The 26,804-nt window shown below is 65.6% G+C and carries 28 protein-coding genes; 6 read left to right on the forward strand and 22 right to left on the reverse strand.

Features of this window, described 5'->3' with window-relative positions; all coding sequences use genetic code 11:
* Positions 1-124: 124 nt before the first annotated feature.
* Both D5301_RS19140 and D5301_RS19145 read left to right on the forward strand, forming a co-directional pair.
* A complete protein-coding gene (locus D5301_RS19140) occupies positions 125-583 on the forward strand; it encodes a cell wall hydrolase (RefSeq protein ID WP_004154513.1) in 459 nt (152 codons plus the stop codon).
* 84 nt (positions 584-667) lie between these two features.
* Positions 668-1,279, forward strand: coding sequence for a glutathione S-transferase N-terminal domain-containing protein (locus D5301_RS19145; protein WP_153856569.1), 612 nt, complete (start codon positions 668-670; stop codon positions 1,277-1,279).
* A 122-nt stretch (positions 1,280-1,401) separates the two neighbouring features.
* Here D5301_RS19145 and D5301_RS19150 read toward each other — a convergent pair whose 3' ends face one another.
* The 6 genes from D5301_RS19150 to D5301_RS19175 form a co-directional block, all read right to left on the reverse strand.
* Positions 1,402-2,457: a suppressor of fused domain protein gene (locus D5301_RS19150; RefSeq protein WP_324187355.1), complete on the reverse strand. Its 1,056-nt coding sequence runs from the start codon at positions 2,455-2,457 to the stop codon at positions 1,402-1,404.
* Positions 2,458-2,503: 46 nt separating this feature from the next.
* Positions 2,504-3,007: a hypothetical protein gene (locus D5301_RS19155; protein WP_110711170.1), complete on the reverse strand. Its 504-nt coding sequence runs from the start codon at positions 3,005-3,007 to the stop codon at positions 2,504-2,506.
* A 202-nt stretch (positions 3,008-3,209) separates the two neighbouring features.
* A complete protein-coding gene (prpE, locus tag D5301_RS19160; RefSeq protein ID WP_153856570.1) occupies positions 3,210-5,090 on the reverse strand; it encodes a propionate--CoA ligase in 1,881 nt (626 codons plus the stop codon).
* Between the two features lie 663 nt (positions 5,091-5,753).
* Complete coding sequence (locus D5301_RS19165; RefSeq protein ID WP_153856571.1) at positions 5,754-6,368, reverse strand: RluA family pseudouridine synthase; 615 nt, start codon at positions 6,366-6,368, stop codon at positions 5,754-5,756.
* 123 nt (positions 6,369-6,491) lie between these two features.
* Positions 6,492-7,478 carry a malate dehydrogenase gene (locus tag D5301_RS19170; protein WP_004153634.1) on the reverse strand — a complete coding sequence of 329 codons (987 nt, stop codon included), beginning with the start codon at positions 7,476-7,478 and terminating at the stop codon, positions 6,492-6,494.
* 118 nt (positions 7,479-7,596) lie between these two features.
* Positions 7,597-8,088, reverse strand: a complete 492-nt coding sequence (locus D5301_RS19175) for a peptidylprolyl isomerase (RefSeq protein WP_004153629.1) — start codon at positions 8,086-8,088, stop codon at positions 7,597-7,599.
* Between the two features lie 273 nt (positions 8,089-8,361).
* Between D5301_RS19175 and typA the strand changes: the two genes are divergently transcribed.
* The 3 genes from typA to D5301_RS19190 are packed head-to-tail and all read left to right on the forward strand — an operon-like array spanning position 8,362 to position 12,352.
* Entirely contained in the window at positions 8,362-10,209 is a 1,848-nt protein-coding gene (gene typA / locus D5301_RS19180; RefSeq protein ID WP_032129766.1) for a translational GTPase TypA, read from the forward strand.
* Positions 10,210-10,220: 11 nt separating this feature from the next.
* Positions 10,221-10,688, forward strand: a complete 468-nt coding sequence (locus D5301_RS19185) for a DUF2127 domain-containing protein (RefSeq protein WP_005415426.1) — start codon at positions 10,221-10,223, stop codon at positions 10,686-10,688.
* 41 nt (positions 10,689-10,729) lie between these two features.
* The gene (locus tag D5301_RS19190) at positions 10,730-12,352 is read left to right on the forward strand and encodes an amidase (protein WP_153856573.1); all 1,623 of its coding nucleotides are present in this window, start codon (positions 10,730-10,732) and stop codon (positions 12,350-12,352) included.
* Positions 12,353-12,408: 56 nt separating this feature from the next.
* On the opposite strand, the gene D5301_RS19195 is transcribed toward D5301_RS19190, so the two are convergent.
* Positions 12,409-13,596: a mechanosensitive ion channel family protein gene (locus D5301_RS19195; RefSeq protein ID WP_153856574.1), complete on the reverse strand. Its 1,188-nt coding sequence runs from the start codon at positions 13,594-13,596 to the stop codon at positions 12,409-12,411.
* Between the two features lie 606 nt (positions 13,597-14,202).
* Positions 14,203-15,594, reverse strand: a complete 1,392-nt coding sequence (locus D5301_RS19200; RefSeq protein ID WP_153856575.1) for a 3-deoxy-7-phosphoheptulonate synthase class II — start codon at positions 15,592-15,594, stop codon at positions 14,203-14,205.
* 217 nt (positions 15,595-15,811) lie between these two features.
* Between D5301_RS19200 and D5301_RS19205 the strand changes: the two genes are divergently transcribed.
* Complete coding sequence (locus tag D5301_RS19205; RefSeq protein WP_153856576.1) at positions 15,812-17,932, forward strand: TonB-dependent receptor; 2,121 nt, start codon at positions 15,812-15,814, stop codon at positions 17,930-17,932.
* A gap of 105 nt (positions 17,933-18,037) precedes the next feature.
* Here the strand turns inward: D5301_RS19205 and D5301_RS19210 are convergent, their stop codons facing one another.
* From D5301_RS19210 to rpsN, 14 genes are all read right to left on the reverse strand, one after another.
* Positions 18,038-18,544, reverse strand: a complete 507-nt coding sequence (locus D5301_RS19210) for a disulfide bond formation protein B (protein WP_153856577.1) — start codon at positions 18,542-18,544, stop codon at positions 18,038-18,040.
* A 219-nt stretch (positions 18,545-18,763) separates the two neighbouring features.
* Positions 18,764-19,147, reverse strand: coding sequence for a 50S ribosomal protein L17 (rplQ, locus tag D5301_RS19215; protein ID WP_005408217.1), 384 nt, complete (start codon positions 19,145-19,147; stop codon positions 18,764-18,766).
* Positions 19,148-19,338: 191 nt separating this feature from the next.
* Positions 19,339-20,337, reverse strand: coding sequence for a DNA-directed RNA polymerase subunit alpha (rpoA, locus tag D5301_RS19220; RefSeq protein WP_010483975.1), 999 nt, complete (start codon positions 20,335-20,337; stop codon positions 19,339-19,341).
* Between the two features lie 55 nt (positions 20,338-20,392).
* Positions 20,393-21,022, reverse strand: a complete 630-nt coding sequence (rpsD, locus tag D5301_RS19225) for a 30S ribosomal protein S4 (RefSeq protein WP_004145446.1) — start codon at positions 21,020-21,022, stop codon at positions 20,393-20,395.
* A gap of 15 nt (positions 21,023-21,037) precedes the next feature.
* Entirely contained in the window at positions 21,038-21,427 is a 390-nt protein-coding gene (rpsK, locus tag D5301_RS19230; RefSeq protein ID WP_004145443.1) for a 30S ribosomal protein S11, read from the reverse strand.
* Between the two features lie 11 nt (positions 21,428-21,438).
* Positions 21,439-21,795 carry a 30S ribosomal protein S13 gene (gene rpsM / locus D5301_RS19235; RefSeq protein WP_004154500.1) on the reverse strand — a complete coding sequence of 119 codons (357 nt, stop codon included), beginning with the start codon at positions 21,793-21,795 and terminating at the stop codon, positions 21,439-21,441.
* A gap of 348 nt (positions 21,796-22,143) precedes the next feature.
* On the reverse strand, positions 22,144-23,511 hold the full coding sequence (gene secY / locus D5301_RS19240; RefSeq protein ID WP_004154499.1) for a preprotein translocase subunit SecY: 1,368 nt from the start codon (positions 23,509-23,511) through the stop codon (positions 22,144-22,146).
* Positions 23,512-23,518: 7 nt separating this feature from the next.
* A complete protein-coding gene (gene rplO, locus D5301_RS19245; RefSeq protein WP_004154498.1) occupies positions 23,519-23,962 on the reverse strand; it encodes a 50S ribosomal protein L15 in 444 nt (147 codons plus the stop codon).
* A gap of 6 nt (positions 23,963-23,968) precedes the next feature.
* Positions 23,969-24,160, reverse strand: coding sequence for a 50S ribosomal protein L30 (rpmD, locus tag D5301_RS19250; protein WP_004154497.1), 192 nt, complete (start codon positions 24,158-24,160; stop codon positions 23,969-23,971).
* Complete coding sequence (rpsE, locus tag D5301_RS19255) at positions 24,153-24,695, reverse strand: 30S ribosomal protein S5 (protein ID WP_004145411.1); 543 nt, start codon at positions 24,693-24,695, stop codon at positions 24,153-24,155. The genes rpmD and rpsE overlap by 8 nt, the downstream gene beginning before the upstream one ends.
* A gap of 161 nt (positions 24,696-24,856) precedes the next feature.
* Positions 24,857-25,216 carry a 50S ribosomal protein L18 gene (gene rplR / locus D5301_RS19260; RefSeq protein WP_024957318.1) on the reverse strand — a complete coding sequence of 120 codons (360 nt, stop codon included), beginning with the start codon at positions 25,214-25,216 and terminating at the stop codon, positions 24,857-24,859.
* A gap of 80 nt (positions 25,217-25,296) precedes the next feature.
* On the reverse strand, positions 25,297-25,821 hold the full coding sequence (gene rplF, locus D5301_RS19265; protein WP_010483977.1) for a 50S ribosomal protein L6: 525 nt from the start codon (positions 25,819-25,821) through the stop codon (positions 25,297-25,299).
* 18 nt (positions 25,822-25,839) lie between these two features.
* Entirely contained in the window at positions 25,840-26,238 is a 399-nt protein-coding gene (gene rpsH / locus D5301_RS19270) for a 30S ribosomal protein S8 (RefSeq protein WP_005408210.1), read from the reverse strand.
* 258 nt (positions 26,239-26,496) lie between these two features.
* Positions 26,497-26,802 (reverse strand): 30S ribosomal protein S14, encoded by a 306-nt coding sequence (gene rpsN, locus D5301_RS19275; RefSeq protein WP_005408209.1) that lies wholly within the window; start codon positions 26,800-26,802, stop codon positions 26,497-26,499.
* Between the last annotated feature and the right edge of the window lie 2 nt (positions 26,803-26,804).

Consider the following 26,804-nt stretch of genomic DNA (forward strand, 5'->3'; position numbering starts at 1 on the left):
CTTTTGGGGCTGCCCACGGGGCGGCCCCGATGGCCGCCTCCCCATGACGCCAAGTCGTGCCCCGCCTCCTGTCGCCCCTGCGGCCGGAACCGGAGGGTGCGACCCACACGGAGCAAGGAGTTATATGAAACTGGCCTGGATTCTCTGGCTGTCGCAGTTGTTGCCTCAGCCGGCCGCTGATTCATTGTGTTTGAGCACCACCGTTTACCTGGAAGCCCGCGACCAGACCCTGCGTGGCCAGCAGGCCGTCGCCGAGGTCGCCCTGCGCCGCCTCGACAGTGGCCTGTGGGGCGACTCCATGTGCCAGGTGGTCACCGCGCGCAAGCAGTTCGCGCCGACCATCGTCTCCCCCGGCACCCAGCTGGGCAACGACGCGGCCTGGAGCGAGGCGATGAACGTGGCCTTCGACGCCGAGCGCAACTGGGCGCTGCCGGCCGGCGAGCGCCGCGAGATCGTGCCCGGTGCCAGCCATTTCGCTGCGCTGTCCATCGCCAGCCCGAACTGGCGCAATGCCTACCAGGTGGCCACCATCGGCGATCACACCTTCTATAAGGTGCAGAACCTCAAGCCACGGCAGTCGTAACGATCCGTGCTGGCGGCAGCGTTGCCGCCCGCCGCCAGGCTCTGGGATAGTGGGCGCTTCCCGCCCGCATCACCTGGAGTTCCCATGAAGCTGTACAGCAAGCCCGGTGCCTGTTCCACCGCCGACCACATCGCCCTGCAGTGGACCGGCCAGCCGTTCGAGGTTGAACTGCTGAACAAGGACACCCTGAAGGGTCCGGAATTCCTCAAGATCAATCCGGCCGGTGCCGTTCCTGCGCTGGTCGACGGCGACTTCGTGCTGCTGCAGAACGCCGCGATCATGGGCTACATCGCCGACAGCTTCCCGCAGGCTGGCCTCGGCGGCGACGGCAGCCCGCGCCAGCGCGCCGAAGCCACCCGCTGGCTGGCCTTCGTCAATTCCGATGTGCATCCGGCCTTCTCGCCGCTGTTCTCGCCGGGCAAGTTCATTGCCGACGAAGGCCAGTACGACGCGATCCGTGCCGCCGCGCACAAGCGCCTTGGCGGCCTGTTCGAGACCGCCGACAGGCAGCTGGCCGACAAGCCCTGGCTGGCCGGCTTCCGCAGCTTCGCCGACCCGTACTTCTACATCACCCTGCGCTGGGCCGCCGGCACCAAGGTCGACCTGTCCGGCCTGGACAATCTGGCCGCCTACAAGGCGCGCATGGACGCCGATGCAGGCGTACAGGCCGCACTGAAGGCCGAAGGCCTGGCCTGATCCAGACCATGGGTCGGATCCGTTCGCGTGGCGAACGGATCCGACCCCGACACGGCTGCCAGGGCGGGGTCGGATCCGTCTGCACAGCAGGCGGCTCTGACCCACCGGTGCCATCGTCACACTCAGCCGATCTGGCGGATCACTTCACCCTTGGCATCGCGCAGGTAGGTCGGCACCACTTCGATGCGCAGCGCCCCGGCCACCGGGTAGATCCCGCGCTCGGCCCGCACGCCTGCCAGCGCCTGCAGTCCCGACTCGTCCAGTGCCCAGCGCGCGCTGTCGGCGGACACGTCACCCACTTCACCGCGTCCGGCCGGAATGAATTCCCATTGCCGCTCGCGGCTGACCAGTTCCAGCGATTTGCCGTGGCGCAGCCGTAGCGGCAGCAGCTCGCACACGCTGGCCACCTGGCCAGCGCCGAGCACCAGGGTGGTGACGCCCCCCTCCTGGCGCCAGTCCAGCGTCTCGATGAACAACATGCCGGTGCTGGAGCCCTCGCGCTCGCTGCCGGCCTGCACCTGCGCGGCCAGTGCCGGATCGTCCAGCAAATTGCCGCGATGCAGAGCGCTGATCCACAACGGCATCGCCGGCTGCACTGCCTGCAGCACGCCGCGCGTCGACCAGCGCTTGACCGCCTCCATCTCTTCATCGGTCAAACCGACCAGCTGCAGGAACTGCAGATGGCCATTGGCCGTGTCCCGCGCCGGCAACTGCGGATCGGCAATGAAGGCCAGGTGGCACAAGCGCGTGTCGGTCTCCAGCGCGATCGGGCCGTTGGCATTGAGGTGATGACCATCCTCGAACACGTTGCCACTGCCGAACACGTAGCGCGCCAGGTTCTGCAGCAGGTTCATCGGCCACACCGGCGGCGCACTGCCGGCGTCCTCACCGGTTTCGGCAGCGAGGCGGAAGGTCAACTCGAAACCATAGCCGCTGGCGGCGACATCGCTGCTCTCCTTGGCATACAACTCGGAGAAGCCGTAAGTGATGTAATGCCAGTGTGGAACCGGCGCATCCGCCCAGTACACGCTGATGCCATCGAGCGGATCCTGGCCTCCGAGCGTGTACGGAAGCGCGGTGCCGTAGTGACGCGGCTCCTGCCCGGCATACAGCGGCGCCAGCGCCGCATTGATCGCGTCCCAGCCGGGGGTATCGGTGTCGTCGTGGTCGTCCTGCACGCGGGACTCCTTGTGGGGAAGTGAACCGATCACTTTACGCGGTGGCTCAGGCCTGCACGACCTCGCCGCCGCCATTGACCACGGCCGCCTGGGTTTCCTGCCACCAGCGCTGCGCCAGCGCCGGGCTGCGTGCCTTGCCCACCGCCGCCAGCAGTTCCGGGCACAGGCGTTCCAGTGCCAGCGCATCGGTGCAGCGTTCGATCTTCAACTGCATGAAATAGCCCTTCAGGCCCAGATGCCGACGCACGGCCTCACTCATCGCGTCGTACAGCTGCTGGTACAGCGCCGGGTCCTGTTCGCGGCCGGTACTGATGCCGCGCGCCGGTGTGGCTTCGGCACTGCCACCGATCACTTCGATCAGGCCCTGCGCGGCCAACTGCTCCAGTGCATCCGGCGGTGCCCGCAGGCCTTCGAACAGGCCGCGCAGTTCGGTGTCGTCGCGATGGCCGTCGACCATCAGCAGGATCGAACGCAGTGCCGCCGGCAGGCGCCGGCCCCGGTCTTCGATTTCCTGACGGCCAGCCGCCGTCTTGGCGTGCAGCAATGCCATTGCTTCCCCCTCCCTCGATGCGCAATGCCTGCGCGCCCTGGCGGGCACGCTCCCCTGTATGCCATCGCCGGGCGGCGCGCGCGTTCCCCGGCGCGCGCCGCGTATTGCAGGTCGATGACAGGCCGAGCTTAGCGCATGTTCTGGACGCGGAGGGTAGTGCCGGCCGCTGGCCGGCAATCCCATGATTCCCGAGGTTGCCGGATCAGCGTCCCAGCGCGCGGCGGATCTCCTCCAGCGCGCTGGGGTCGTCCAGCGTCGACAGGTCACCCGGGTCGCGCTGTTCGGCCAGCGCCTGCAGCGAGCGCCGCAGCAGCTTGCCGGAGCGGGTCTTGGGCAGCGCATTGACCACGTGCACGTGCGCCGGGCGCGCGACCGCGCCGAGCGAGGTGGTCACCGTCGCCATCATCTCGGCCACCACCGGCGCCGGATCCTCGCCATCCAGCCCCTGCTTGAGGGTGACGAACACCAGCGGCACCTGCCCCTTCAGTTCGTCCTTGACCCCGATCACCGCCGCCTCGGCCACGCGCGGATGGCTGGAGATGGCCTCCTCGATCTCGCGCGTGCCCAGACGATGGCCGGCCACGTTGATCACATCGTCGGTACGGCCGAGGATGAAGGTGTAGCCATCGTCATCGCGGATCGCCCAGTCCAGCGAGCTGTACAGCAGTTCCTTGAAGTGGCTGAAGTAGCTCTGCAGGAAACGGCTGTCGTCGTTCCACACCGTGCTCATGCAGCCCGGCGGCAGCGGCGGCGACACCACCAGCACGCCCTTCTGCCCCGGTGCCACTTCCTCGCCGGTGTTCTCGTCGATCACCTTCATCCGGTAGCCGAGATTGGGGAACCCGGGCGAGCCGAAACGCACCGGCTTCATTTCCAGGCCCGGCAGCAGGGTCAATGCCGGCCAGCCGGTTTCGGTCTGCCAGTAGTTGTCGATGATCGGCTTGCCGAGCGCTTCGCTGATCCAGTGCGCGGTCGGTTCGTCCAGCGGCTCGCCGGCCAGGAACAGGTACTTCAGCGCCCCCAGGTCGTGGCGATGGATGAAATCGGCGTCGTGCTTCTTCAGCACGCGGATGGCGGTGGGCGATGAAAACATCGTGCGCACGTTGTACTGCTCGCACAGCGCCCACCAGATGCCCGGGTCCGGGTTGGTCGGCAGCCCTTCGTACAGCAGCGACGTGCAGCCACCGATCAGCGGGCCGTACACATTGTAGGAATGGCCGACCGCCCAGCCGACGTCGGAGGTGGAGAACATCACCTGGCCCGGCTTGCAGTCGAACACCGTTTCCATCGACTGTGCCATCGCCACCGCATAGCCCCCCACATCGCGCTGCACGCCCTTCGGCTTGCCGGTGGTGCCGGAGGTATACAGCAGATAGCTCGGCTCGCTCGCTTCCAGCCACTGCACCGGCACGTCGACTTCACCGATCTGCGCACGCAGCGTGGCGTAGTCCACATCGCGGCCCGGGACCCGCGGCTGGGCCGCATCCAGCCCGCGTGACACGATCAGCACGTGCGGCGGCGGTGACGTGGCTTCGGCGCAGGCGGCGTCGACCATCGGCTTGTACGGAATCAGCTTGCCACCGCGCATGCCGGCATCGGCGGCGATCAGCAGCTTGGGCTTGGCGTCGTCGATGCGCAGCGCCAGGTTGTGCGCGGCGAAGCCACCGAACACCACCGAATGCACGGCGCCGATGCGCGCACAGGCGAGCATGGCGAACACCGCTTCGGCCATGTTCGGCATGTAGATCACCACGCGATCACCGTGACCGACGCCGAGATGCTTGAGCACGGCGGCGAAGTCGTTCACTTCGCGATACAGCTGGCGATAGGTGATCTCGCGGGTGCTGTTGGTTTCGGTGGAGATGGCGACCAGCGCGAGCTGGTCGGCGCGCTCGGCCAGGTGGCGGTCGACGGCGTTGTAGCAGAGATTGGTTTCACCACCGACGAACCAGCGCCGGAACGGCGGGTTGCTGTAGTCGAGCACCTGCTGCGGCGGTTTGTGCCAATGGATGCGCTTGGCTTCCTCGCCCCAGAAGGCCTCCGGCTCGTCGATCGAGCGACGGTAGGTTTCCTCGTAGTTCATGACGCAGCCCTCCCAGACAAAGTCATGGGTTCGAGGATAGTCCGGCGCTGCCGCGCGGGCCGCCCTACCTTGGTAGGGGGTGGGGTTTTGTTCTGCAGGGCTTGCAGCCCTGCACCTGCAGAGGCCGAAGCCCAAGCAACAGCAGAAGCTGGTTTCCTGGGGAATGGCGGGGTGGGTCCGGTTGCGGGAGACGCCGTAAACCCGTCCTTGGGGGCTTGGCCGCGGCATCCATGCCGCGGACACTCCCGCAACCGGCCCCACCCCGCCTTCGACAGTTTTCCGCGATCTGTCGGAACGGCGTATTGCTCTGGTAGGTGTCGACCTTGGTCGACACGGTAGATCCACGCCATGCGTGGATGATTCACTCGATATCTGACAGAGAAATCGTGTCGACCAAGGTCGACACCTACCAACAGCCGCGCGGAACGACGGCCGTGGTTACCAACAGCCGCGGGAACCTGTCGAAGGCGGGGCACTGTGGGTTTGCGGGGTGTGAGCGGCATGGATGCCGCGACCAAGCCCCCATGGACGGGTTTACGGCGTCCCCGCACACCCACAGTGCCCCGCCATCCCACGGAATGCGCGCTGTTGCTGTTGCTGTTGCTGTTGCCGGCCAGCGGCCGGCACTACCGCAGGTGCAGGGCTGCAAGCCCTGCCGAACCCCTAGAACGGAGTCGCGGACTCGACCGCGAGCGCCTCGCCCGTCACTGGATGGGTGAACCGCAGGCTGCGCGCATGCAGGTGCACGCGTAGCGCCGGTGCTGCACCGTACAGCACGTCACCGACGATGGGATGACCGAGACTGGCCATGTGCAGGCGCAGCTGATGGCTGCGGCCAGTGATCGGTTCCAACGCCACCCGGGTGTGCTGCGCCTCAACATCACGGGCCAGTACGCGCCAGCGGGTCAACGCCGGCTTGCCACGCTCATGGTCGACCATCTGCTTCGGCCGGTTCGGCCAGTCCACGATCAGCGGCAGGTCCACTTCGCCGGCATCGCCTTCGAGCAGCCCCTGCACCACCGCTTCATACCGCTTGCCAACCTGGCGCTGCTCGAACTGCATCGACAACGCTGCCTGCATGTCCTTGCCACGCGCATGCAGCAGCAGGCCGGAGGTCACCTGGTCCAGGCGATGCACGGTCAACGCATCCGGGTACAGCGCCTGCAGCCGCGCGACCACGCAGTCCTGGTTCTCGGTGCTTCGGCCAGGCACGGACAGCAGGCCAGCCGGCTTCTCGGCCACCAGCAGCGCGTCGTCGATGTAATGCAGGTGGATCATGCGGTTCCGTATCCGTCCAAACAAAAACGGGGAAGCCGAAGCTTCCCCGTCTTCTGCGTACCGACCAACGGTCGGTACCTACCTTGATGGAAGACGTACCGGCCGGAGCCGGTACCGCCTGCATCAGCCCAGCAGGTGGGCGACGCCGGCGCGCTCTTCTTCCAGCTCGGCCAGGGTCTTGTCGATGTACTTCTGGCTGAAGTCGTCGATCGGCAGATCCTTGACCAGGGTGTACTTGCCGTTCTCGGTGGTCACCGCGAAGCCGAAGATCACGCCTTCCGGAATGCCATAGGAACCATCGGACGGCACGCCCATGGTGACCCACTTGCCGTTGCTGCCCAGCACCCAGTCACGCACGTGGTCGATGGCTGCGTTGGCGGCCGAGGCAGCCGAGGACGAGCCACGGGCTTCGATGATCGCCGCGCCGCGCTTGCCGACGGTCGGGATGAAGGTGTTGGCGTTCCACTCCTGGTCGTTGATCGCATCGGCGATCGACGCACCATCGGCGGTGGCGAAACGGTAGTCCGGGTACATGGTCGGGCTGTGGTTGCCCCATACGACCAGCTTCTCCATGCCACCGACCGGCTTGCCGAGCTTGGTCGACAGCTGGCTCAGCGCGCGGTTGTGGTCCAGGCGCAGCATGGCGGTGAAGTTCTCCGGCTTCAGGTCCGGGGCCGACTTCATCGCGATGTAGGCGTTGGTGTTGGCCGGGTTGCCGACCACCAGCACCTTCACGTCACGGCTGGCGACCTTGTTCAGCGCCGCGCCCTGGGCGGTGAAGATCTTGGCGTTTTCCAGCAGCAGGTCCTTGCGCTCCATGCCCGGGCCACGCGGACGCGCGCCGACCAGCAGGGCGATGTCGGCGTCCTTGAACGCGACTTCGGCGTCATCGGTGCCGACCATGCCGGCCAGCAGCGGGAAGGCGCAGTCTTCCAGCTCCATCATCACGCCCTTCAGGGCGGCCTGGGCCTTGTCGACCGGCAGTTCCAGCAGCTGCAGGATGACCGGCTGGTCCTTGCCCAGCATTTCGCCGGAGGCGATGCGGAACAGCAGGGCATAACCGATCTGGCCGGCGGCGCCGGTCACGGCAACACGAACGGGTGCTTTCATGGGGGTTTCCTCTTGCTTGCAAGCGTTTGATGGGACGCCGCGGGCGTGGCCACGCAGGCCTGGCGGGCGGCGGGGAACAGGGAAACGGCCACCCATGGGTGGCCGTTTCGAAGGGGGATCAGGCGGCGAGGTGCTTGTTCCACTCCGCGACGCGCTCGGCCTGGGCGGCCAGCACGGCGTCGACGTCGCCTTCCAGGGTGATCGAATGGATCACGTCGCCCTGCTTGACCGAATCGACGATGGCCTGGCCCTCCAGGACCTTGCCGAAGACGGTGTGGCGGCCGTCCAGCCAGTCGGTCTTGATGTGGGTGATGAAGAACTGGCTGCCGTTGGTGTTCGGGCCGGCGTTGGCCATCGACAGCGAGCCGACCTCGTGCTTCACGCCATTCTTCTCGTCTTCGAACTTGTAGCCCGGGCCGCCGGTGCCACGACCCTGCGGGCAGCCGCCCTGGATCATGAAGTCGGCGATCACGCGGTGGAAGATCAGGCCGTCATAGAAACCGTGCTTGACCAGGTTCACGAAGTTGGCCACGGTCAGCGGCGCCTTGTCGGCGAACAGCTCGACCTTGATCGGGCCCTGGGTGGTGTCGAAAGTGGCGATGAGGGACATGAAGATCCTTGATGCAGAGGGGAACGCGTCTAGCCACCTAGTTTACACCTGCCTCGTGGCGGCGGCGGCTTCGACCATGGGCGCAGATCCGGGCTTCAGCCACGGGACGGGCTGCCCCGCCGTGCAGGCCAGGCGGCCTCGACCGGCGCCGCGGACCGCCAGCTGAATGGGCCCCGTGACGGGCGTGAAATCCACCTTTTCGCGAATCGTCAAGTTCGACGTATAATGTTGGACTTCTTTTTCCAAATCCGGCGCCGACTGGCCCCCTTTCGTATGTCCATCGAAAATCTTCGCAACATCGCCATCGTCGCCCACGTCGACCATGGCAAGACCACCCTGGTCGACCAGCTGCTGAAGCAGTCCGGCACCCTGTCCGAGCGCACCGTCCTCGCCGAGCGCGTGATGGACAGCAACGACCAGGAAAAGGAACGCGGCATCACCATCCTGGCCAAGAACACCGCCATCACCTGGGAAGACAAGAAGACCGGTATCAAGAACCGGATCAACATCGTCGACACCCCCGGCCACGCCGACTTCGGTGGTGAGGTCGAGCGCGTGCTGTCGATGGTCGACACCGTGCTGATCCTGGTCGATGCGATGGACGGCCCGATGCCGCAGACCCGCTTCGTGACCCAGAAGGCCTTCGCGATGGGCTTCAAGCCGATCGTCGTGGTCAACAAGGTCGACCGTCCGGGCGCCCGTCCGGAATGGGTGATCGACCAGGTCTTCGACCTGTTCGACAAGCTCGGCGCCACCAACGAGCAGCTGGACTTCCCGATCGTCTACGCCTCGGGCCTGAACGGCTACGCCGGCCTGGAAGACACCGTGCGCGATGGCGACATGACCCCGCTGTACGAAGCGATCATGCAGCACGCGCCGCGTCCGGAAGTGGACCCGGAAGGCCCGTTCCAGATGCGCATCAGCCAGCTGGACTACAACAACTTCGTGGGCGTGATCGGCATCGGCCGCATCCAGCGCGGCACCCTGAAGAAGAACATGCAGGTCGCGGTCATCGACCGTGAAGGCAAGAAGCGCAACGGCAAGGTGCTGCAGGTGCTGGGCTTCATGGGCCTGGAGCGCATCGAGCAGGATACCGCCGAGGCCGGCGACATCGTGGCCATCTCCGGCATCCAGGAGCTGACCATCTCCGACACCATCTGCGCCCCGGACACCCCGGAAGCCCTGCCGGCGCTGACCGTCGACGAGCCGACCATCTCGATGACCTTCCAGGTCAACAACTCGCCGTTCGCCGGCAACAAGGACCTGTCCGGTGGCAAGTTCCTGACCAGCCGCCAGATCAAGGACCGCCTGGACCGTGAGAAGGTCCACAACGTGGCCCTGAAGGTCGAGCAGCTGGAAGACGCTGACAAGTTCCTGGTCTCCGGCCGTGGCGAACTGCACCTGTCGGTGCTGATCGAGAACATGCGTCGCGAAGGCTACGAGCTGGCCGTGTCGCGCCCGGAAGTGATCATCAAGGAAATCGACGGCCAGATGATGGAGCCGATCGAGCAGCTGGTGGTGGACATCGAAGAAATCCACCAGGGCGGCGTGATGGAAAAGCTGGGCACCCGCAAGGGCCAGCTGAAGAACATGGAATCGGACGGCAAGGGCCGCGTGCGCCTGGAATACTCGATCCCGGCCCGTGGCCTGATCGGTTTCCAGAACGAGTTCAAGACCCTGACCCAGGGTTCGGGCCTGCTGTTCCACGTGTTCGACCACTACGGCCCGAAGGAACAGGGCGCGATCGCCAAGCGCATCAACGGCGTGATGATCGCCAATGCGCCGGGCACCACGCCGGCCTACTCGCTGGGCCCGCTGCAGGAACGCGGCAAGCTGTTCGCTGCTGAAGGCGACAACGTGTATGAAGGTCAGCTGGTCGGCATCCACTCCAAGGACAACGACCTGACCGTCAACGCGATCAAGACCAAGCCGCTGACCAACATGCGCGCTTCGGGCAAGGACGATGCGATCCAGCTGACCCCGGCGATCAAGTACTCGCTGGAGCAGGCCCTGGACTTCATCGAAGACGACGAGCTGGTCGAGATCACCCCGAAGGAGATCCGTCTGCGCAAGAAGTTCCTGACCGAAAGCGACCGCAAGAAGGCTTCGCGCGGCGGCTGAGCCAGCACCCCGTGAACCAGAGCGGCTACAACCCGGATCCACACCGGCATCCGGGTCTCCATGTCATCGCCCTGCTCGAAGCGAGCAAGGCGATGCTGGCGCTGTTGGCTGCCACCGGGCTGGAAGTGCTCGGACCGCAGCCGCTGCGGCACGGCATCATGGTCCTGATCCGGCGTTTCAGCCTGGATCCGGACCATGGCACCCTGCCCTCGCTGCTGCACATGATCAGCCCCGACGCGGTCCACCTGGCCGCGGCGGGGATGATCGGCTACGGCCTGCTGCACCTGGTCGAAGCCTGGGGCCTGTGGCGCGCCAAGGCCTGGGCCTCCTGGCTGGGTTGCCTGACCGCCTCGCTGTACCTGCCCTTCGACATCTTCGCGATCATCCGCCACCCCGGCTGGCCGTCGTGGACGATCCTGGCGATCAACCTGATCGTGGTCTACGTGCTCGCCCGCGACCTGCGCAAGCGCCACCGCTGAGCACCGGCTACACTGGGGATTGGAGCCGACCAAGCCGCCCCATGCGCCCGTCCTTGCCGCCTCTGCTGACCTGCCTGCTCGCCGCGCTGCCGGCGCTGCTTTCGGCTGGCTGCAGCCCGGCCACGCCCAGCGCGCATGCGGCCGAACCCGCGAGCCGCAACGTGCCGTTCCCGTACGCCGAAACCGATGTCACCGACCTGCAGGCGCGGATGACCGCCGGGGAACTGGACAGCACCACCCTGACCCAGGCCTACCTGCAGCGCATTGCCGCCCTGGACCGCACCGGGCCACGCCTGCGCGCGGTGATCGAGCTCAACCCCGACGCCCTGAAGGAAGCCGCCGAGCGCGACCGCGAGCGCCGCGATGGGCGCCTGCGCGGGCCGCTGCACGGCATCCCGCTGCTGCTGAAGGACAACATCAACGCCGCGCCGATGGCCACCAGTGCCGGCTCGCTGGCCCTGCAGGGCTTCCGCCCGGATGACGCCTACCTGGTGCGCCGGCTGCGCGACGCCGGTGCGGTGGTGCTGGGCAAGACCAACCTCAGCGAATGGGCCAACTTCCGCGGCAATGATTCGATCTCCGGCTGGAGCGCGCGTGGCGGCCAGACCCGCAACCCCTATCGCATCAGCCATTCGCCGTGTGGTTCCAGCAGCGGCAGCGCGGTGGCCGTGGCCGCCAACCTGGCCAGCGTGGCGATCGGCACCGAAACCGACGGCAGCATCGTCTGCCCGGCGGCGATCAACGGCGTGGTCGGCCTGAAGCCGACGGTCGGCCTGGTCAGCCGCGATGGCATCATCCCGATCTCCTTCAGCCAGGACACCGCCGGACCGATGGCGCGCAGTGTCGCTGACGCCGCCGCCGTGCTGACCGCGATCGCCGGCCGCGACGATGCCGACCCGGCTACGGCCACCATGCCCGGCCGCGCGGTCTACGACTACACCGCGCGACTGGACCCGCAGGGCCTGCGTGGCAAGCGCATCGGCCTGCTGCAGACACCGCTGCTGAAGTACCGCGGCATGCCGCCACTGATCGAACAGGCCGCCACCGAGCTGCGCCGCGCCGGCGCCATGGTGGTACCGGTGGAGCTGCCCAACCAGGGCGCCTGGGCCGAGGCCGAACGCACGCTGCTGCTGTACGAATTCAAGGCCGGGCTGGAGCGCTACTTCAACACCCACCGAGCGCCACTGCGCAGCCTGGCCGACCTGATCGCCTTCAACCAGGCGCACAGCAAACAGGAACTGGGCCTGTTCGGCCAGGAACTGCTGGTGGAAGCCGATGCCACCGCCGGCCTGGCCGATCCCGCCTATATCCGCGCGCGCAGCGATGCGCGCCGGCTGGCCGGGCCGGAGGGCATCGATGCCGCCCTTGCCGCCCACCAGCTTGATGCGCTGGTCGCGCCCACCACCGGCGTGGCATGGCCGATCCGCAGCGAAGGCGACGACTTCCCCGGTGAAAGCTACAGCGCCGCCGCCGTGGCCGGCTATCCCAGCCTCACCGTGCCGATGGGGCAGATCGATGGCCTGCCGGTCGGCCTGCTGTTCATGGGCACCGCCTGGAGCGAACCGAAGCTGATCGAGATGGCCTATGCCTATGAACAGCGCACGCGCGCGCGGCGACCACCGCACTTCGATACCGACGCACTGATCGACGCTGGCGAGCCGTGATCCGGTAGTGCCGGCCGCTGGCCGGCAGATCCGGAGTTGCCGGCCAGCGGCCGGCGCTACCGTTCGGGTTCCGGCTCCACCGGTACGATCGCCGCCTCGCCATCTTCCGCACCCGGCGAACGCACATCTGCTGTGCGTGCACGTGGACCGCGCGGCATGTCCAGTTCGTCTGCATGCTGCAGCCGCGCACGCACCTGCGGCAGCGACTGCGGATGCTCACGCGCGAGGAAATCGAGCATGCGTTCGCGCACCAGGCAACGCAGATCGAAGGCATCGCCGGAGCTGCGCGCGCTGACCAGCAGGCGCACCTGGATCGCACGCTCGCTGGTCTCGGTCACCTGGGTCACGCAGACCCGGCCATCCCACAATGCTTCGCCGCGACAGATGCGCTCCAGCTCAGCACGGATCGCCGCAATCGGCGCACGGTAGTCCAACCACAGGAACGCGGTGCCGAGCAGGTCGGCGCTGCGCCGCGTCCAGTTCTGGAACGGGTTTTCGATGAACCAGGTCAGCGGCACCACCATCCGCCGCTCATCCCAGATACGCACCACCACGTAGCTGCTGCCGATCTCCTCGATGCGCCCCCACTCGCCCTCGACGATCACCACGTCATCCAGCCGGATCGGCTGCGTCACCGCGATCTGCAGGCCAGCGATCAGGTTGCCGAACACCGGCTTGGCGGCGATACCCGCCACCAGGCCGATCAGGCCCGCCGACGCCAGCAGGGCCGTGCCGATCTTCTGCACCATCGGGAACGTCAACAGCACCAGCGAGGCACCGAGCACGATGATGCCGCCCATCAACACGCGGCTGAGCACCCGCGTCTGGGTCTGGATGCGGCGTGCCTCCAGGTTGTCGGAGACATCGATGGGATGGTTGCGCAGGATCGCGCGCTCACCCGCGGCGACCGCACGCACCAGCAACCAGATGAAGCAGGCGGTCAGCGCGATGTGCAGCACATGCTGCAGGTTGCCCAGCACGGGATCCTGCAGCGGCGTGGCCTGCAGCGCTGGAATCAACAGCAGCAGCGGCCATGCGGTGGCCATCGGCAATCCAAGCACGCGACCGATGCGCGCGCGCCGCCGATCACGCCCTTTCAGCCGGTGATAGATCCACAGGATCAGCCACGCACCGATGCCGCCCACCACTGCTGCCAATCCCAACGGCCATGCGTAGGCCTGTGCGGTTTGCCAGTGCACCGTTGCCACCTCCACTCGAACAGCCAAGCGGACAGCCTCGCGCATGGCGCATGAGCGTCACGTCAGTCGTTCGTAAGAAGGGTGTTGGTCGGCAGGGCTTGCAGCCCTGCACCTGCTGCGAGCCGAAGCAACAGCAACAGCAACAGCCGAAGCAGAAGCGGGTTTCCTGTGGGGTGGCGGGGCGGGTCCGGTTGCGGGGGACGCTGCAAGTACGTCCATGTAAGCTCGGTCGCCGCATCCATGCGGCTCACGCCCCCGCAACCGGACCCACCCCGCCTTCGACAGTTTTCTGCGATCTGTCGGCATTTTTTGTAGAGCCGAGCCATGCTCGGCTCAAATCTCACAGATATCGAAATATTCGATTCCATTGGAAATTCATCCACGCATAGCGTGGATCTACCGTGTCGACCAAGGTCGGCACCTACCAACAGCCGCCGGAATCTGTCAGAGGCGGGGCGGTGTGGATAGGCAGGACCGTTGGCGCCATGGATGGCGCCATCGAGCCCCCATGGATGGGTTTACGGCGTGTCCTGACTACCCACACCGCCCCGCCATCCCACGGAATATCCGCTTCTGCCGTTGCTGTTGAGGTTGCCGGCCAGCGGCCGGCACTACAGCAGGTGCAGGGCTGCAAGCCCTGCCGAAAACCCCTTACCGCACTTGCTCCTGCTTGCGCACGATCGCCATCGCGATCTCCAGCGACTGCTCGTAGTTCAACCGCGGGTCCACCGTTGAGCGATACGCACGCTCCAGGTCACGCTCGGTCAGTTCGCGTGCGCCACCGGTGCACTCGGTCACGTCCTCGCCGGTCAGTTCCAGGTGCACACCCCCCAGGCGCGTGCCTGCGGCCGCATGCAGATCGAACGACATCTCCACTTCGCCACGCACGTTGTCGAAGCGACGCGTCTTGAAGCCATTGGCAGTGCTTTCGGTGTTGCCATGCATCGCATCGCAGACCCACAGCACGCGGCGGCCATCGCGCTTGACCGCATCCAGCAGCGGCGGCAGCTTCTCGGCGATCTGCGCCGCCCCCATGCGATGGATGAAGCTCAGTCGACCCGGCTCGTCATGCGGGTTGAGCACGTCGATCAGGCGCAGCAGCTGGTCTGGCGTCACCGACGGGCCGACCTTGATCGCGATCGGGTTGCGCACGCCACGCAGGTACTCCACGTGCGCGCCATCCAGCGCGGCGGTACGCATGCCGATCCACGGGTAATGCGTGCTCAGGTTCAACCAGCCCTGCTGGCGCGGCACCTGTCGGGTCAGCGCCTGCTCGTAGGGCAGCAGCAACGCCTCGTGCGAGGTGTAGAAATCGATGCGGTTGAGGTTGTGCACGCGGGCCCCGGCCAGGGTCTCCATGAAGTGCACCGCATCGCCGATCGAGGCCACCATCTTCTGGTACTCGGCGGCCAGCGGCGAGTGGCTTACCCACTCCAGGTTCCAGTACTCGGGGTGGTGCAGGTCGGCGAAGCCACCATCGATCAGCGCCCGCACGAAGTTCATCGTCATCGCCGAGTGCGCGTGGGCCTGCAGCATCCGCTTCGGGTCCGGCAGGCGCGCCGCCTCGGTGAACGCCGGCGCATTGATCACATCGCCACGATAGCTGGGCAGGGTCACGCCGTCGCGGGTCTCGGTATCGGCCGAACGCGGCTTGGCGTACTGGCCGGCAAAGCGCCCAACGCGGATCACCGGCTGGCGCAGGCCATGCACCAGCACCAGGCTCATCTGCAGCAGCACCTTCAGGCGGTTGGAGATGGTGCCCGATTCGCAGTCGCTGAAATTCTCGGCGCAGTCGCCACCCTGCAGCAGGAAGCGCTTGCCCTCCTGAGCCTCGGCCAGCTGCTGCTTCAGCGCCAGGATCTCCCACGAGGTGACCAGGGGCGGCAGCCGCTTCAGCTCGTGCAGAGCGGCGTCCAGCGCCACCGGGTCCGGATAGGTCGGCATCTGCAGCGCGGTCTTGCCACGCCAGCTCTCCGGCGACCAGGCAGCGCCAGCGGCGGCCGCGGCAGGATCGGGGACAGGCGAAACGGCGGACAGGCTCATTGCAGACTTCCGGAGGTGGGGGGCGTTCATGGTCGCAGAGCGGACCGCTGTCGCAAAGGGTCGAACATCGTCTGCACATGACTGAACGCCGGGGAAAGCGCATCGCGATTGGCCAGAAGCGGCATGCCCACGGCCAGCCGGACAGGCGCATGATTCGCCACGCACTGTTACGAAGTAACACTCAATCCCCACTGGCCCCTTCCACAGCCTATCCGCCATGAAGCCCTCCCTGCTCGCTACCGGCATCACCTTCGCCCTGACCCTGGCCAACCTCCCCTCCCTCGCCCTGGCTGCCGATGTGGCCCCGGTGAAGGATCTCGATACGGTCACCGTCAGTGCCCAGCTCGACCAGGCCCGCAACGCGCTGTCGCCGGACATCGGCAGCAGCCAATACCAGATCACCGCCGAGGACATCCAGAAGCAGCCGCTGGGTGCCTCCGCCCCGCTCAGCCAGGTGCTGCTGCAGGCCCCGGGCGTGGTCCAGGACTCCTATGGCGGCGTCCATGTGCGCGGCGACCACGCCAACCTGCAGTACCGCATCAACGGCGTGCTGCTGCCCGAATCGATCTCCGGCTTCGGCCAGACCCTGGACGCGCGCACCATCAAGAGCATCCGCCTGATGGACGGCGCGCTGCCGGCGCAGTTCGGCGAGCGCACCGCGGCGGTGGTCGACATCACCACCCGCAGTGGCGCCGAGCTCGGCAATGGCGGCAGCGCCGGACTCACCGCGGGCTCGTTCGGCAAAGTCAACCCGAATGCCTCCTGGTGGGGCAACCAGGGGCGCTGGAGCTGGTTCCTGACCGGCAACTACGACCAGAACGAGGTTGGTCTGGAGAACCCCACCAACTCGCGCAAACCGCTGCACGACGACACCCACCAGGGCAAGGCCTTCGCCGACCTGACCTACCTGGTCAACGAGAACACCCGCCTGAGCGTGTTCGCCGGCTTCGCCAACAACCGTTTCCAGATCCCGGTCAATCCGGGCCAGACGCCACAATTTGGCTATCTCGATACCACCACCTTCGATTCCAGCCAGCTGGATGAGACCCAGCGCGAGACCACCCGCTTCGGCATGCTGGTACTGCAGGGCACGCTGGGTAGCACCGCCTACCAACTGTCGGCCGGGCAGCGCTACAGCGATGTGGCGTTCAATCCGGACGTCATTGGCGACCTGGTGTTCAGTGGCGTCGCCTCGCAGGTCCAGCGCAGCAACCGTGCCAACACCCTGCAGGCCGACTTCTCCACACCACTGGGCAACGACCACACGCTGCGCTACGGCCTGTACGGCAACTACGAGAACGCGCGGGCCAGCAACAGCAGCTGGGTGTTCCCGGTCGATGACACCGGCCAGCAGTCCAGCACCACGCCGCTGCTGATTCCTGACCGCAGCGCCTTCCATGCCAGCACGCTGGCGTTGTACGTGCAGGATGAATGGAAGATCGGCGACGACTGGACCGTGAACTACGGCCTGCGTGGTGATCGCTACAAGGCCTTCGGCCGCACCGAGGGCCAACTCAGCCCGCGCGTGGGCGTGGTCTGGAATGCCAGCGACAGCACCACCGTGCACGCCGGCTACTCGCGTTACTTCACGCCACCGGCCAGTGAGCTGATCGCCAGCAGCGATATCGCCCTGTATGACGGCACCACCAACCAGCAGCCCAGTGGCGGCAACAACACGCCACTGGCGGAGCGCAGCGACTACTACGACATCGGCGTCTCGCAGCAGCTGGGTGAACACCTGACCCTGGGCCTGGACGCTTACGACCGCCGCGTCGCGCGCCTGCAGGACGAAGGCCAGTTCGGCGCCGCCTACATCTACTCGACCTTCAACTACCGCCGCGGCCATATCCGTGGCCTGGAGTTCAGTGCCGACTACAGCAACGGTCCGTTCAGCGCCTACTTCAACGCGGCCTACAACAAGGCGATCGGCACCCAGGTCATCACCAGCCAGTACAACCTCGATCCGGATGCGCTGGCCTATGTGGCCGACCATTGGATCCACCTCGACCACGACCAGAAGCTCACTTCCTCTGGAGGCCTCAGCTACGCGTTCGCCGGGCACAACCGGATCGGGGCCAACTACGTGTTCGGAAGCGGCCTGCGTTCGGACATCGAGGGCGTGCCCAACGGCGGCGAGCTGCCGTCCTACCTGCAGGTGAACCTCAGCGCCGGGCACGACTTCAACGTCGACAGCGGCCATCCACTGCATGTGCAGCTGGCGGTGATCAACGCTTTGGACCGCAGCTACCAGCTGCGCGATGGCGGCGGTGTCGGCGTGTTCGCCCCGCAGTGGGGACCGCGCCGTGGCGCTTACCTGAGCCTGCAGCAGGACTTCTGAGGAGACAGGGGTCGGATCCCTTTCCGCAGGAAAGGGCTCTGACCCCCCACCGGGAATGGGGTCAGAGCCCTTTGCGATGCAAAGGGATCCGCCCCCGTTTCGCTTTCAGCGCTTGACCTTGCGCAGCGACACCACCAGCGCCCACAGCGCCAGCAGCACGAACCACACGCCCGACCACATCGGCATGGTCAGGCCGAGGAAGGTCCAGTCGATGTTGCCGCAGTTGCCAGTGCCGGTCAGCACCGTGCGGAACACTTCCAGCGGCCCCATGGTCTCGCTCAGGAAGGCCAGCGGCGGGCCACAGGTGGACCCCATTTCCGGCGGCAGCATCTGCACGTAGACGTGGCGCGCGGCGATGCCGACACCCACGGCCGCGGCAATGAACGCCAGCACGCCATAGATCGCGCGTCCCGGGCGGTTGGACGGACCATGCAGTGCACCGATCAGGAACAGCAGGCCAAGCGCGGCGAACGCCAGGCGCTGGAAGATGCACAGCGGACACGGCTCCAGGCCCATCTTCAGCTGCAGGAAGATCGCGTAGCCAAGCAGGCCCGCGCAGATCAGGAAGCCCAGGAAGAACTGGGCGCGGAAGGGCCAGCGCAGTGGATTCATCGTCAACGCTCGAATGGATCAGGCGCCAAGCGTAACCGAGAGTGCGCGCCATTCGAACCGCCACAGGTGACGCCTGTCGGAACGGTGTGGGTCAGAGCCCTGTCCTGCGGAAAGGGATCCGACCCCGGAAACGCAAAAGCCCGGCAGAGGCCGGGCTTTCGNAAACGCAAAAGCCCGGCAGAGGCCGGGCTTTCGCTGTGTCGCATTGGAGCGGTCCGATTACTCGGCCACTTCCTCGGCCACGACCGGACGGTCAACCAGCTCGACGTAGGCCATCGGCGCGTTGTCGCCAGCGCGGAAGCCGCACTTCAGCAGACGCAGGTAGCCGCCCGGACGGTTCGCGTAGCGCGGGCCCAGGATGGTGAACAGGTTGCCCACGGCTTCGTTGTCGCGCAGGCGGGCGAAGGCCAGACGGCGGTTGGCGACGGAGTCGACCTTGGCCAGGGTGATCAGCGGCTCGGCAACGCGGCGCAGTTCCTTGGCCTTCGGCAGGGTGGTCTTGATCAGCTCGTGCTTGAACAGCGAGGCGGCCATGTTCTTGAACATTGCTTCGCGGTGGGCGCTGGTACGGCTGAACTTACGGCCAGACTTCTGGTGACGCATGGTGATATTCCTTGGTTAATGATGAGGCTGTGTGGATCGTTGTCGCCATCCTGGCGTTGCTGCGCGGACTGCGGTTGGTCCTGGCCGCCCGTCCTGGACGACCTGCCGCGCGAACCTGGGGTTCGTCATGGCATGTTGTGTTGCGTTGAAGGCCCCACCGCGAACGGTGGAGCCTTCAGGCATTACCGATATCAGCCCAGCATGCCGTGGCTGGCGACGCCGGCCGGCGGCCAGTTCTCCAGCTTCATGCCGAGCGACAGGCCGCGCTGAGCCAGCACTTCCTTGATCTCGGTGAGCGACTTCTTGCCCAGGTTCGGGGTCTTCAGCAGCTCCACTTCGGTCTTCTGGATCAGATCGCCGATGTAGTAGATGCTTTCAGCCTTCAGGCAGTTGGCCGAACGCACGGTCAGCTCCAGATCGTCGATCGGGCGCAGCAGCACCGGATCCACGCCGTTGTTGGCCGGCTTGGCCGCACCGCGGTCGCGGTGCGTGAAGTCACCGAACACCGACAGCTGGTCGCTGAGGATGTCGGCGGCGGTGCGCACGGCTTCCTCGGCATCGATGGTGCCGTTGGTCTCGATATCGATGACCAGCTTGTCCAGGTCGGTACGCTGTTCGACGCGGGCCGCTTCCACGGCATAGGCGACGCGGCGGACCGGCGAGAACGAGGCATCCAGGACCAGACGGCCGATGGCACGGGTTTCTTCGTCCGGACGACGACGCGCGGCAGCCGGCTGGTAGCCGAAACCACGTTCGATCTTCAGACGCATGTTGATCGCCGTATCCTTGGTCAGGTGGCAGATCACGTGTTCGCCGTTCAGGATCTCCACATTGTGGTCGACCTTGATGTCGGCAGCGGTGACAACGCCCGGGCCCTGCTTGGACAGGGACAGGGTGGCGCTGTCGCCGGAGTGCATACGGATGGCCACGTCCTTCAGGTTCAGCAGGACTTCGAGCACGTCCTCCTGCAGACCTTCGACCGTGGTGTACTCATGCAACACGCCGTCGATTTCGACTTCCGTGATGGCGAAGCCCGGGATGGACGACAGCAGCACGCGACGCAGGGCATTACCCAGCGTATGCCCGTAACCCCGCTCCAAAGGTTCGATAACGACCTTTGCACGGGTGTCGGTAAGGCGTTCGATCTGCGGACCGCGAGGACGCAGAACCTGGTTGGCGGTAACCGTCATGTTGCGGGTTCTCCTAGTGAACCCCCGGCCGTCGCCGGGGGCTCTCCAATGTGAATTACTTCGAATACAGCTCGACGATCAGCGCTTCGTTGATGTCCGCAGGCAGATCCGAACGATCCGGAACAGCCTTGAAGATGCCGGTGAACTTGCCGGAATCCACTTCAACCCACGACGGGCTCAGGTCATGCTGGGCGGCGACGGTCAGGGCTTCCTGGACGCGCAGCTGCTTGGCAGCCTTTTCAGACAGGGCGATGGCGTCGCCAGCCTTGACCTGGTACGAAGCCAGGTTGACCGACTTGCCATTCACGGTGACGCCGCGGTGCGACACCAGCTGACGGGCAGCCGGACGGGTCACGGCGAAGCCCATGCGGTAGACGACGTTGTCCAGGCGGGTTTCCAGCAGCTGCAGCAGGTTCTCGCCGGTGTTGCCCTTCTTGGTCGAGGCCTTCTTGTAGTAGTTGCGGAACTGACGCTCCAGCAGGCCGTAGATACGCTTGACCTTCTGCTTTTCACGCAGCTGGGTGGCGTAGTCGGACAGCTTGCCCTTACGGGCAGTGGCGCCGTGCTGGCCGGGCTTCTGCTCCAGCTTGCACTTGGAGTCCAGCGCACGCGCCGGGCTCTTCAGGGACAGGTCGGCGCCTTCGCGACGGGCGAGCTTACAGGTAGGACCGATATAACGAGCCATTTCTTATCGCTCCCTTTAGACGCGACGCTTCTTCGGCGGACGGCACCCGTTGTGCGGGATAGGCGTCACGTCGATGATGTTGGTGATCTTGTAGCCGACGTTGTTCAACGAACGCACGGCCGACTCACGGCCCGGACCCGGGCCCTTGATGCGGACTTCCAGCGACTTCACGCCGTAGTCCAGCGCAGCACGACCGGCCTTTTCAGCAGCCACCTGGGCAGCGAACGGGGTCGACTTGCGCGAACCGCGGAAGCCAGCGCCACCGGAGGTCGCCCACGACAGAGCGTTGCCCTGGCGGTCGGTGATGGTGACGATGGTGTTGTTGAACGAAGCGTGGACGTGGGCAACGCCGTCGGTGACGACGCGCTTGATCTTCTTCTTGGTCTTAGCAGCGGGCTTAGCCATTTCTCAGTCCCTTACTTCTTGATCGCCTTGCGCGGACCCTTGCGGGTGCGGGCGTTGGTACGGGTGCGCTGGCCACGCAGCGGGAGGCCACGACGGTGACGCAGGCCGCGGTAGCAGCCCAGGTCCATCAGGCGCTTGATCGCGATGCCGATCTCACGGCGCAGATCGCCTTCCACGATGTACTTGCCGACTTCGGCGCGCAGGCGCTCGATTTCCGGCTCCGACAGATCGCGGATCTTGGTGGTCGAAGCAACGCCTGCGACTTCGCAGACCTTCTTCGAACGGGTACGGCCGATGCCGTAAATGCTTTGCAACCCGACCCAGACGTGCTTCTGGGCTGGCAGGTTGACGCCTGCAATACGCGCCATGACGCGGTTCTCCAGCTGAGTGATGGCCGACAGCGCGCCTCGGGCACGCCAATCCGGCAGGATGGATCAAAAAAGTGAACTAGCGATACTAACAAGGTTCCGGTTTACATGGAAGCCCGTGAAACCATTGGTTTCATGAACCCGGCCTGGGGAGTGTGCCCAGGCTCCGGCGCCGGATGGGGTTGGACCTGGGGTTTCCCCCCGGGGCCGCCCGCGCTACTCCAGCGCGGGACCACCTCATCACACCCCCACCCGGAACCGCTGCGGGGGCCGCCCTTCGTTTGTGTGGCCGGAGTCCGCGAAGCGGAGGGACCATCACGTCAGGAAGACGAAAGTATAACAGGCCAATCAGCCGCGGGCAAAACCGCCGCGGTTGCCGCCCTTCAGGTTGGCCTTCTTCAGCAGGCTCTCGTACTGGTGGGACATCAGGTGCGCCTGCACCTGGGCGATGAAGTCCATCACCACCACCACCACGATCAGCAGCGAAGTACCGCCGAAGTAGAACGAGGCGTTCAGCTGCGTGCGCATCAGTTCCGGCAGCAGGCAGACGATCACCAGGTAGGCCGAGCCGGCCGCGGTCAGACGGGTCAGCACGCCGTCGATGTAGTCGGCGGTCGCCTTGCCCGGACGGATGCCCGGAATCAGCGCGCCCGACTTCTTCAGGTTGTCGGCGGTTTCCTGCGAGTTGAACACCAGCGCGGTATAGAAGAACGCGAAACCGGTGATCAGCGCAGCGAACACGATCATGTGCAGCGGCTCGCCCGGGCCCAGGGCATTGGCGACCTTCTGCAGGATCTGGCCAAAGCTGCTCTGGTTGGCGGCCTGGCCGGACCACATGGCCAAGGTGGCCGGGAAGGCCAGCAGGCTCGAGGCGAAGATCGCCGGGATGACGCCGGCCATGTTGAGCTTCAGCGGCAGGAACGAAGTCTGGTTCATGTACGCGTTGCGACCGCCCTGGCGGCGCGCGTAGTTGACCGTGATCCGGCGCTGGCCACGCTCGACGAACACCACGAAGAAGGTGAAGGCGAGCACGACGATGGCGATCAGCAGCAGCTGGATGAACTGGATGTTGCCGTCGCGGTAGGCGTCGAAGGTGTGGATGACCGCACCCGGCAGGCCGGCGACGATACCGGCGAAGATGATCAGCGACACGCCGTTGCCGATGCCGCGCTCGGTGACCTGCTCACCGACCCACATCAGGAACATGGTACCGGCGGTCAGCGCAACCACAGCGGTGAGCACGAAGCCCATGCCCGGTGCGTACACGACCGGAGCGCCCGACGGCGAGACCTGGCCCTGCAGGGCCAGTGCGATCGAACCGCCCTGCACCACCGCCAGCAGCACGGCGCCGATGCGTGAATACTGGGTGATCTTGCGGCGACCGGATTCACCTTCCTTCTGCATCGCCTTCAGGGCGGGGAAGATGTGCACGGCCAGCTGCATCACGATCGATGCCGAGATGTACGGCATCACGTTCAGCGCGAAGATGCTGAAACGGTGCAGGGCGCCGCCCGAGAACATGTTGAACATGTCCACGATGCCGCCGCCCTGCTGTTGCATCATGGCAAGCATGGCATCGGGATTGACGCCCGGCACCGGCACGTAGCAGCCGATGCGATAGACGATCAAAGCCCCGACGACGAACAGCAAACGTTGGCGAAGTTCAGTGAACTTGCCCATTCCGCCCGCGAGGTTACCGATGCCAGCTTGCGCCATGATTTTCTTACTCCGTCACGCTGCCGCCGGCAGCTTCGATCGCGGCCTTGGCACCCGCCGTGGCTGCAATACCCTTCAGGGTGAACGCCTTGGTCACTTCGCCCTTGACGACGACCTTGGCCTTCTTTGCAGTGCTCGGGACCAGCTTGGCAGCACGCAGGGCGGCGAAGTCGATCTCACCGGCCGGCAGCTTGTCCAGCGCGTACAGCAGCACTTCAGCGGTGTCCTTGGCGATCGGCGAACGGAAGCCGATCTTCGGCAGACGACGCTGCATGGGGGTCTGGCCGCCTTCGAAGCCAGCCTTGATCTTGCCGCCACCCTTACGGGCGAACGAACCCTTGTGGCCGCGGCCGGCAGTCTTGCCCAGGCCCGAGCCGATACCGCGACCGACGCGGGTGCGCTCGGTGCGGGCGCCCGGTGCCGGGCTCAGTTCATTGAGACGCAGAGTCATGATCGATTACTCCTCAACCTTGACGAGGTAGTGAACGGTGTTGATCAGACCGCGAACCTGCGGGCTGTCCTTCAGTTCACGCACATCGTTGAGCTTGTTCAGGCCCAGAGCACGCACCGACAGGCGGTGACGCGACTGAGTACCACGCAGGCCACGCACCAGGCGCACCTTCACAGTCTTGTTGGACTCATTAGCCATGGTTGAGTTCCTCCACCTTCTTGCCGCGCTTGGCCGCGATGCGGGCCGGCGACTGCGCAGCAGACAGGCCCTTCACGGTGGCACGCACCAGGTTGATCGGGTTGCGCGAACCGGTGGCCTTGGCCAGCACGTTCTTCACGCCAACGGCTTCCAGCACGGCGCGCATGGCACCGCCGGCGATGACGCCGGTACCTTCCGAAGCCGGCTGCATGAACACGCGGGCTGCGCCGTGACCATCCTTGATGGTGTGCCACAGGGTGCCGTTGTTCAGGTCAACGCTGACCAGGTTCTTGCGGGCCTGTTCCATCGACTTCTGGATGGCGACCGGCACTTCGCGGGCCTTGCCATAGCCGAAACCGACCTTGCCTTCGCCGTCGCCGACCACGGTCAGGGCGGTGAAGGTGAACTGGCGACCACCCTTGACGGTCTTGCTGACGCGGTTGACCGCGACCAGCTTTTCGATCATGCCGTCGTCGACTTTCTCTTCGCGGTTACGGTCGCGATCGCGACCCCGCTGCTGACGCTCTTCTGCCATTTTGATTCCTTGGTAGTTTGGGTATGTACGGCTCGGGGCCGCTTATGGTTGTGGAATGTCGCGTTGTTCCGGTGGGCCACTGCAGAAGAGTGGCGCCGTCCAGCCTCACTCAGGCGGGCGAGCAGGCGGGCAGGAGACCACAGGTCCCCTGCCCTTATCCCTTAGAACTGCAGGCCGGCTTCGCGGGCGGCTTCTGCCAGGGCCTTGATGCGGCCGTGGTAGCGGTAGCCCGAACGATCGAAGGCAACCTTCTCGACGCCGGCGGCCTTGGCGCGCTCAGCGACGATACGGCCGACCTTGGCGGCGGCGTCGGCGTTCTTGCCGTTCTTCAGACCTTCCATGACGTCGGTCTGGGTGGTGTTGGCAGCAGCCAGTACCTTGGAACCGTCGGCGGTGAAGACCTGGGCGTACAGGTGCTGGCCGGTGCGCAGCACCGACAGGCGGGCGACGCCGAGCTCACGGATGTGGGCGCGGGTCGACTTGGCGCGACGCAGGCGGGCGATGTTCTTGTTCATTTTGATTATTCCTTGAAAGCTGAAGGTTGGGCTTTTCCCTGAGGAGTCCGCACACGGATGTGCGGGCTCTTGCGAGGGACTCGCACTTACGCCTTCTTGGCTTCCTTACGGATGATGACTTCGTCGGAGTACTTCACGCCCTTGCCCTTGTACGGCTCCGGCTTGCGGAACGCACGGATCTTGGCGGCAACTTCACCGACGACCTGCTTGTCAGCGCCCTGGACCAGGATCTCGGTCTGGGTCGGGGTGGTGATGGTGATGCCTTCCGGCGCCACGAACACGACCGGGTGCGAGAAGCCCAGCGACAGGCTCAGGTCCTTGCCCTGCATGGCAGCGCGGTAACCCACGCCGACCAGCTCCAGCTTGCGCTCGAAGCCTTCGGACACGCCCTTGACCATGTTGGCCAGGATCGCACGCACGGTACCGGTCAGTGCGACCAGCTCGGCGTTCTCGGTGCTCAGGGTGGCAACGCCGTTGTCGACGTTGATGGCAATACCGGCCGGCTTGGCCAGCGACAGGGAGCCCTTCGGGCCCTTGGCGGTGACGCTGTCCGACTGGACGTTCAGTTCAACCTTACCCAGGTCGATCGGCTTCTTGGCTACGCGGGACATAGTTCTACTCCTTTCGCCTTAGGCCACGAAGCACAGGACTTCGCCGCCGACGCCCAGCTGGCGCGCCTGCGCATCAGTCATGATGCCCTTGGAGGTGGAAATGATGGAGATACCCAGGCCGTTCATGACCTTCGGCAGCTCGCTCTTGCCGCGGTACTGGCGCAGGCCCGAACGCGAGAAGCGCTTCAGGGTCGCGATGACCGGCTTGCCTTCGAAATACTTCAGCACGATTTCCAGCTCGGACTTGTTGTTTTCCAGCTGGGTCACGCGCAGGTCGGTGATGTAACCCTCGTCCTTCAGGACCTGGGCGATCGCAACCTTGATCTTGGACGACGGGGCTTTCACCGTCTGCTTGCCAACCGCGGCCGCATTCTTGATGCGGACCAGCAGGTCGGCGATGGGATCAGTCATGCTCATATGAGTACCTTTGAGTGCACCGATATCCGCTTTCGCGAAAATCTGTTGTCTCCTGGAAACGGGCCAGGTCCCTTGATGCAGCGGGCCAGGGGCCCACTCCTACAACCCCGTTTGCACAGGGCAAGACGCGGGAGTATACGCCAAAAGAGCCCGGCTTGCGCCGGGCTCTTCGGTTTTTTTGCATCGGGAAGGCTGAACGCCTCCCCTGCCCGGTTCAGGAACCCCCGAAGGGGCACCTGATCGCAGGGCCGGCTGGGATTACCAGCTGGCCTTGCGCAGACCCGGGACGTCGCCACGCATGGTGGCTTCGCGCAGCTTGTTACGGCCCAGGCCGAACTTGCTGTAGACGCCACGCGGACGACCCGACAGCTCGCAACGGTTGCGCTGGCGGCTCGGCGACGAATCGCGCGGCAGCTTGGCCAGCTTGGTTGCGGCGTCGATCTTCTCTTCGTAGGTCGCGTCCACGGAGGACACGATCTTCTTCAGAGCCGCACGCTTTTCAGCGTACTTCTTTGCCAGCTTTTCCCGCTTGATGTCGCGGTTGACCATGGAGGTCTTTGCCATTT

The sequence above is a fragment of the Stenotrophomonas sp. MH181796 genome, assembly GCF_009659995.1.
In the GTDB taxonomy this organism is placed as follows: Bacteria; Pseudomonadota; Gammaproteobacteria; order Xanthomonadales; family Xanthomonadaceae; genus Stenotrophomonas; species Stenotrophomonas riyadhensis.

What these genes read in the sequence shown, in the direction of transcription:
- D5301_RS19140 (WP_004154513.1), top strand. Translation starts at nt 125, where the DNA reads ATGAAACTGGCCTGGATTCTCTGGCTGTCGCAGTTGTTGCCTCAGCCG.
- D5301_RS19145 (WP_153856569.1), top strand. Translation starts at nt 668, where the DNA reads ATGAAGCTGTACAGCAAGCCCGGTGCCTGTTCCACCGCCGACCACATC.
- D5301_RS19155 (WP_110711170.1), bottom strand. Translation starts at nt 3,007, where the DNA reads ATGGCATTGCTGCACGCCAAGACGGCGGCTGGCCGTCAGGAAATCGAA.
- prpE (WP_153856570.1), bottom strand. Translation starts at nt 5,090, where the DNA reads ATGAACTACGAGGAAACCTACCGTCGCTCGATCGACGAGCCGGAGGCC.
- D5301_RS19165 (WP_153856571.1), bottom strand. Translation starts at nt 6,368, where the DNA reads ATGATCCACCTGCATTACATCGACGACGCGCTGCTGGTGGCCGAGAAG.
- D5301_RS19170 (WP_004153634.1), bottom strand. Translation starts at nt 7,478, where the DNA reads ATGAAAGCACCCGTTCGTGTTGCCGTGACCGGCGCCGCCGGCCAGATC.
- D5301_RS19175 (WP_004153629.1), bottom strand. Translation starts at nt 8,088, where the DNA reads ATGTCCCTCATCGCCACTTTCGACACCACCCAGGGCCCGATCAAGGTC.
- typA (WP_032129766.1), top strand. Translation starts at nt 8,362, where the DNA reads ATGTCCATCGAAAATCTTCGCAACATCGCCATCGTCGCCCACGTCGAC.
- D5301_RS19190 (WP_153856573.1), top strand. Translation starts at nt 10,730, where the DNA reads ATGCGCCCGTCCTTGCCGCCTCTGCTGACCTGCCTGCTCGCCGCGCTG.
- D5301_RS19195 (WP_153856574.1), bottom strand. Translation starts at nt 13,596, where the DNA reads ATGCGCGAGGCTGTCCGCTTGGCTGTTCGAGTGGAGGTGGCAACGGTG.
- D5301_RS19200 (WP_153856575.1), bottom strand. Translation starts at nt 15,594, where the DNA reads ATGAGCCTGTCCGCCGTTTCGCCTGTCCCCGATCCTGCCGCGGCCGCC.
- D5301_RS19205 (WP_153856576.1), top strand. Translation starts at nt 15,812, where the DNA reads ATGAAGCCCTCCCTGCTCGCTACCGGCATCACCTTCGCCCTGACCCTG.
- D5301_RS19210 (WP_153856577.1), bottom strand. Translation starts at nt 18,544, where the DNA reads ATGAATCCACTGCGCTGGCCCTTCCGCGCCCAGTTCTTCCTGGGCTTC.
- rplQ (WP_005408217.1), bottom strand. Translation starts at nt 19,147, where the DNA reads ATGCGTCACCAGAAGTCTGGCCGTAAGTTCAGCCGTACCAGCGCCCAC.
- rpoA (WP_010483975.1), bottom strand. Translation starts at nt 20,337, where the DNA reads ATGACGGTTACCGCCAACCAGGTTCTGCGTCCTCGCGGTCCGCAGATC.
- rpsD (WP_004145446.1), bottom strand. Translation starts at nt 21,022, where the DNA reads ATGGCTCGTTATATCGGTCCTACCTGTAAGCTCGCCCGTCGCGAAGGC.
- rpsK (WP_004145443.1), bottom strand. Translation starts at nt 21,427, where the DNA reads ATGGCTAAGCCCGCTGCTAAGACCAAGAAGAAGATCAAGCGCGTCGTC.
- rpsM (WP_004154500.1), bottom strand. Translation starts at nt 21,795, where the DNA reads ATGGCGCGTATTGCAGGCGTCAACCTGCCAGCCCAGAAGCACGTCTGG.
- secY (WP_004154499.1), bottom strand. Translation starts at nt 23,511, where the DNA reads ATGGCGCAAGCTGGCATCGGTAACCTCGCGGGCGGAATGGGCAAGTTC.
- rplO (WP_004154498.1), bottom strand. Translation starts at nt 23,962, where the DNA reads ATGACTCTGCGTCTCAATGAACTGAGCCCGGCACCGGGCGCCCGCACC.
- rpmD (WP_004154497.1), bottom strand. Translation starts at nt 24,160, where the DNA reads ATGGCTAATGAGTCCAACAAGACTGTGAAGGTGCGCCTGGTGCGTGGC.
- rpsE (WP_004145411.1), bottom strand. Translation starts at nt 24,695, where the DNA reads ATGGCAGAAGAGCGTCAGCAGCGGGGTCGCGATCGCGACCGTAACCGC.
- rplF (WP_010483977.1), bottom strand. Translation starts at nt 25,821, where the DNA reads ATGTCCCGCGTAGCCAAGAAGCCGATCGACCTGGGTAAGGTTGAACTG.
- rpsH (WP_005408210.1), bottom strand. Translation starts at nt 26,238, where the DNA reads ATGAGCATGACTGATCCCATCGCCGACCTGCTGGTCCGCATCAAGAAT.
- rpsN (WP_005408209.1), bottom strand. Translation starts at nt 26,802, where the DNA reads ATGGCAAAGACCTCCATGGTCAACCGCGACATCAAGCGGGAAAAGCTG.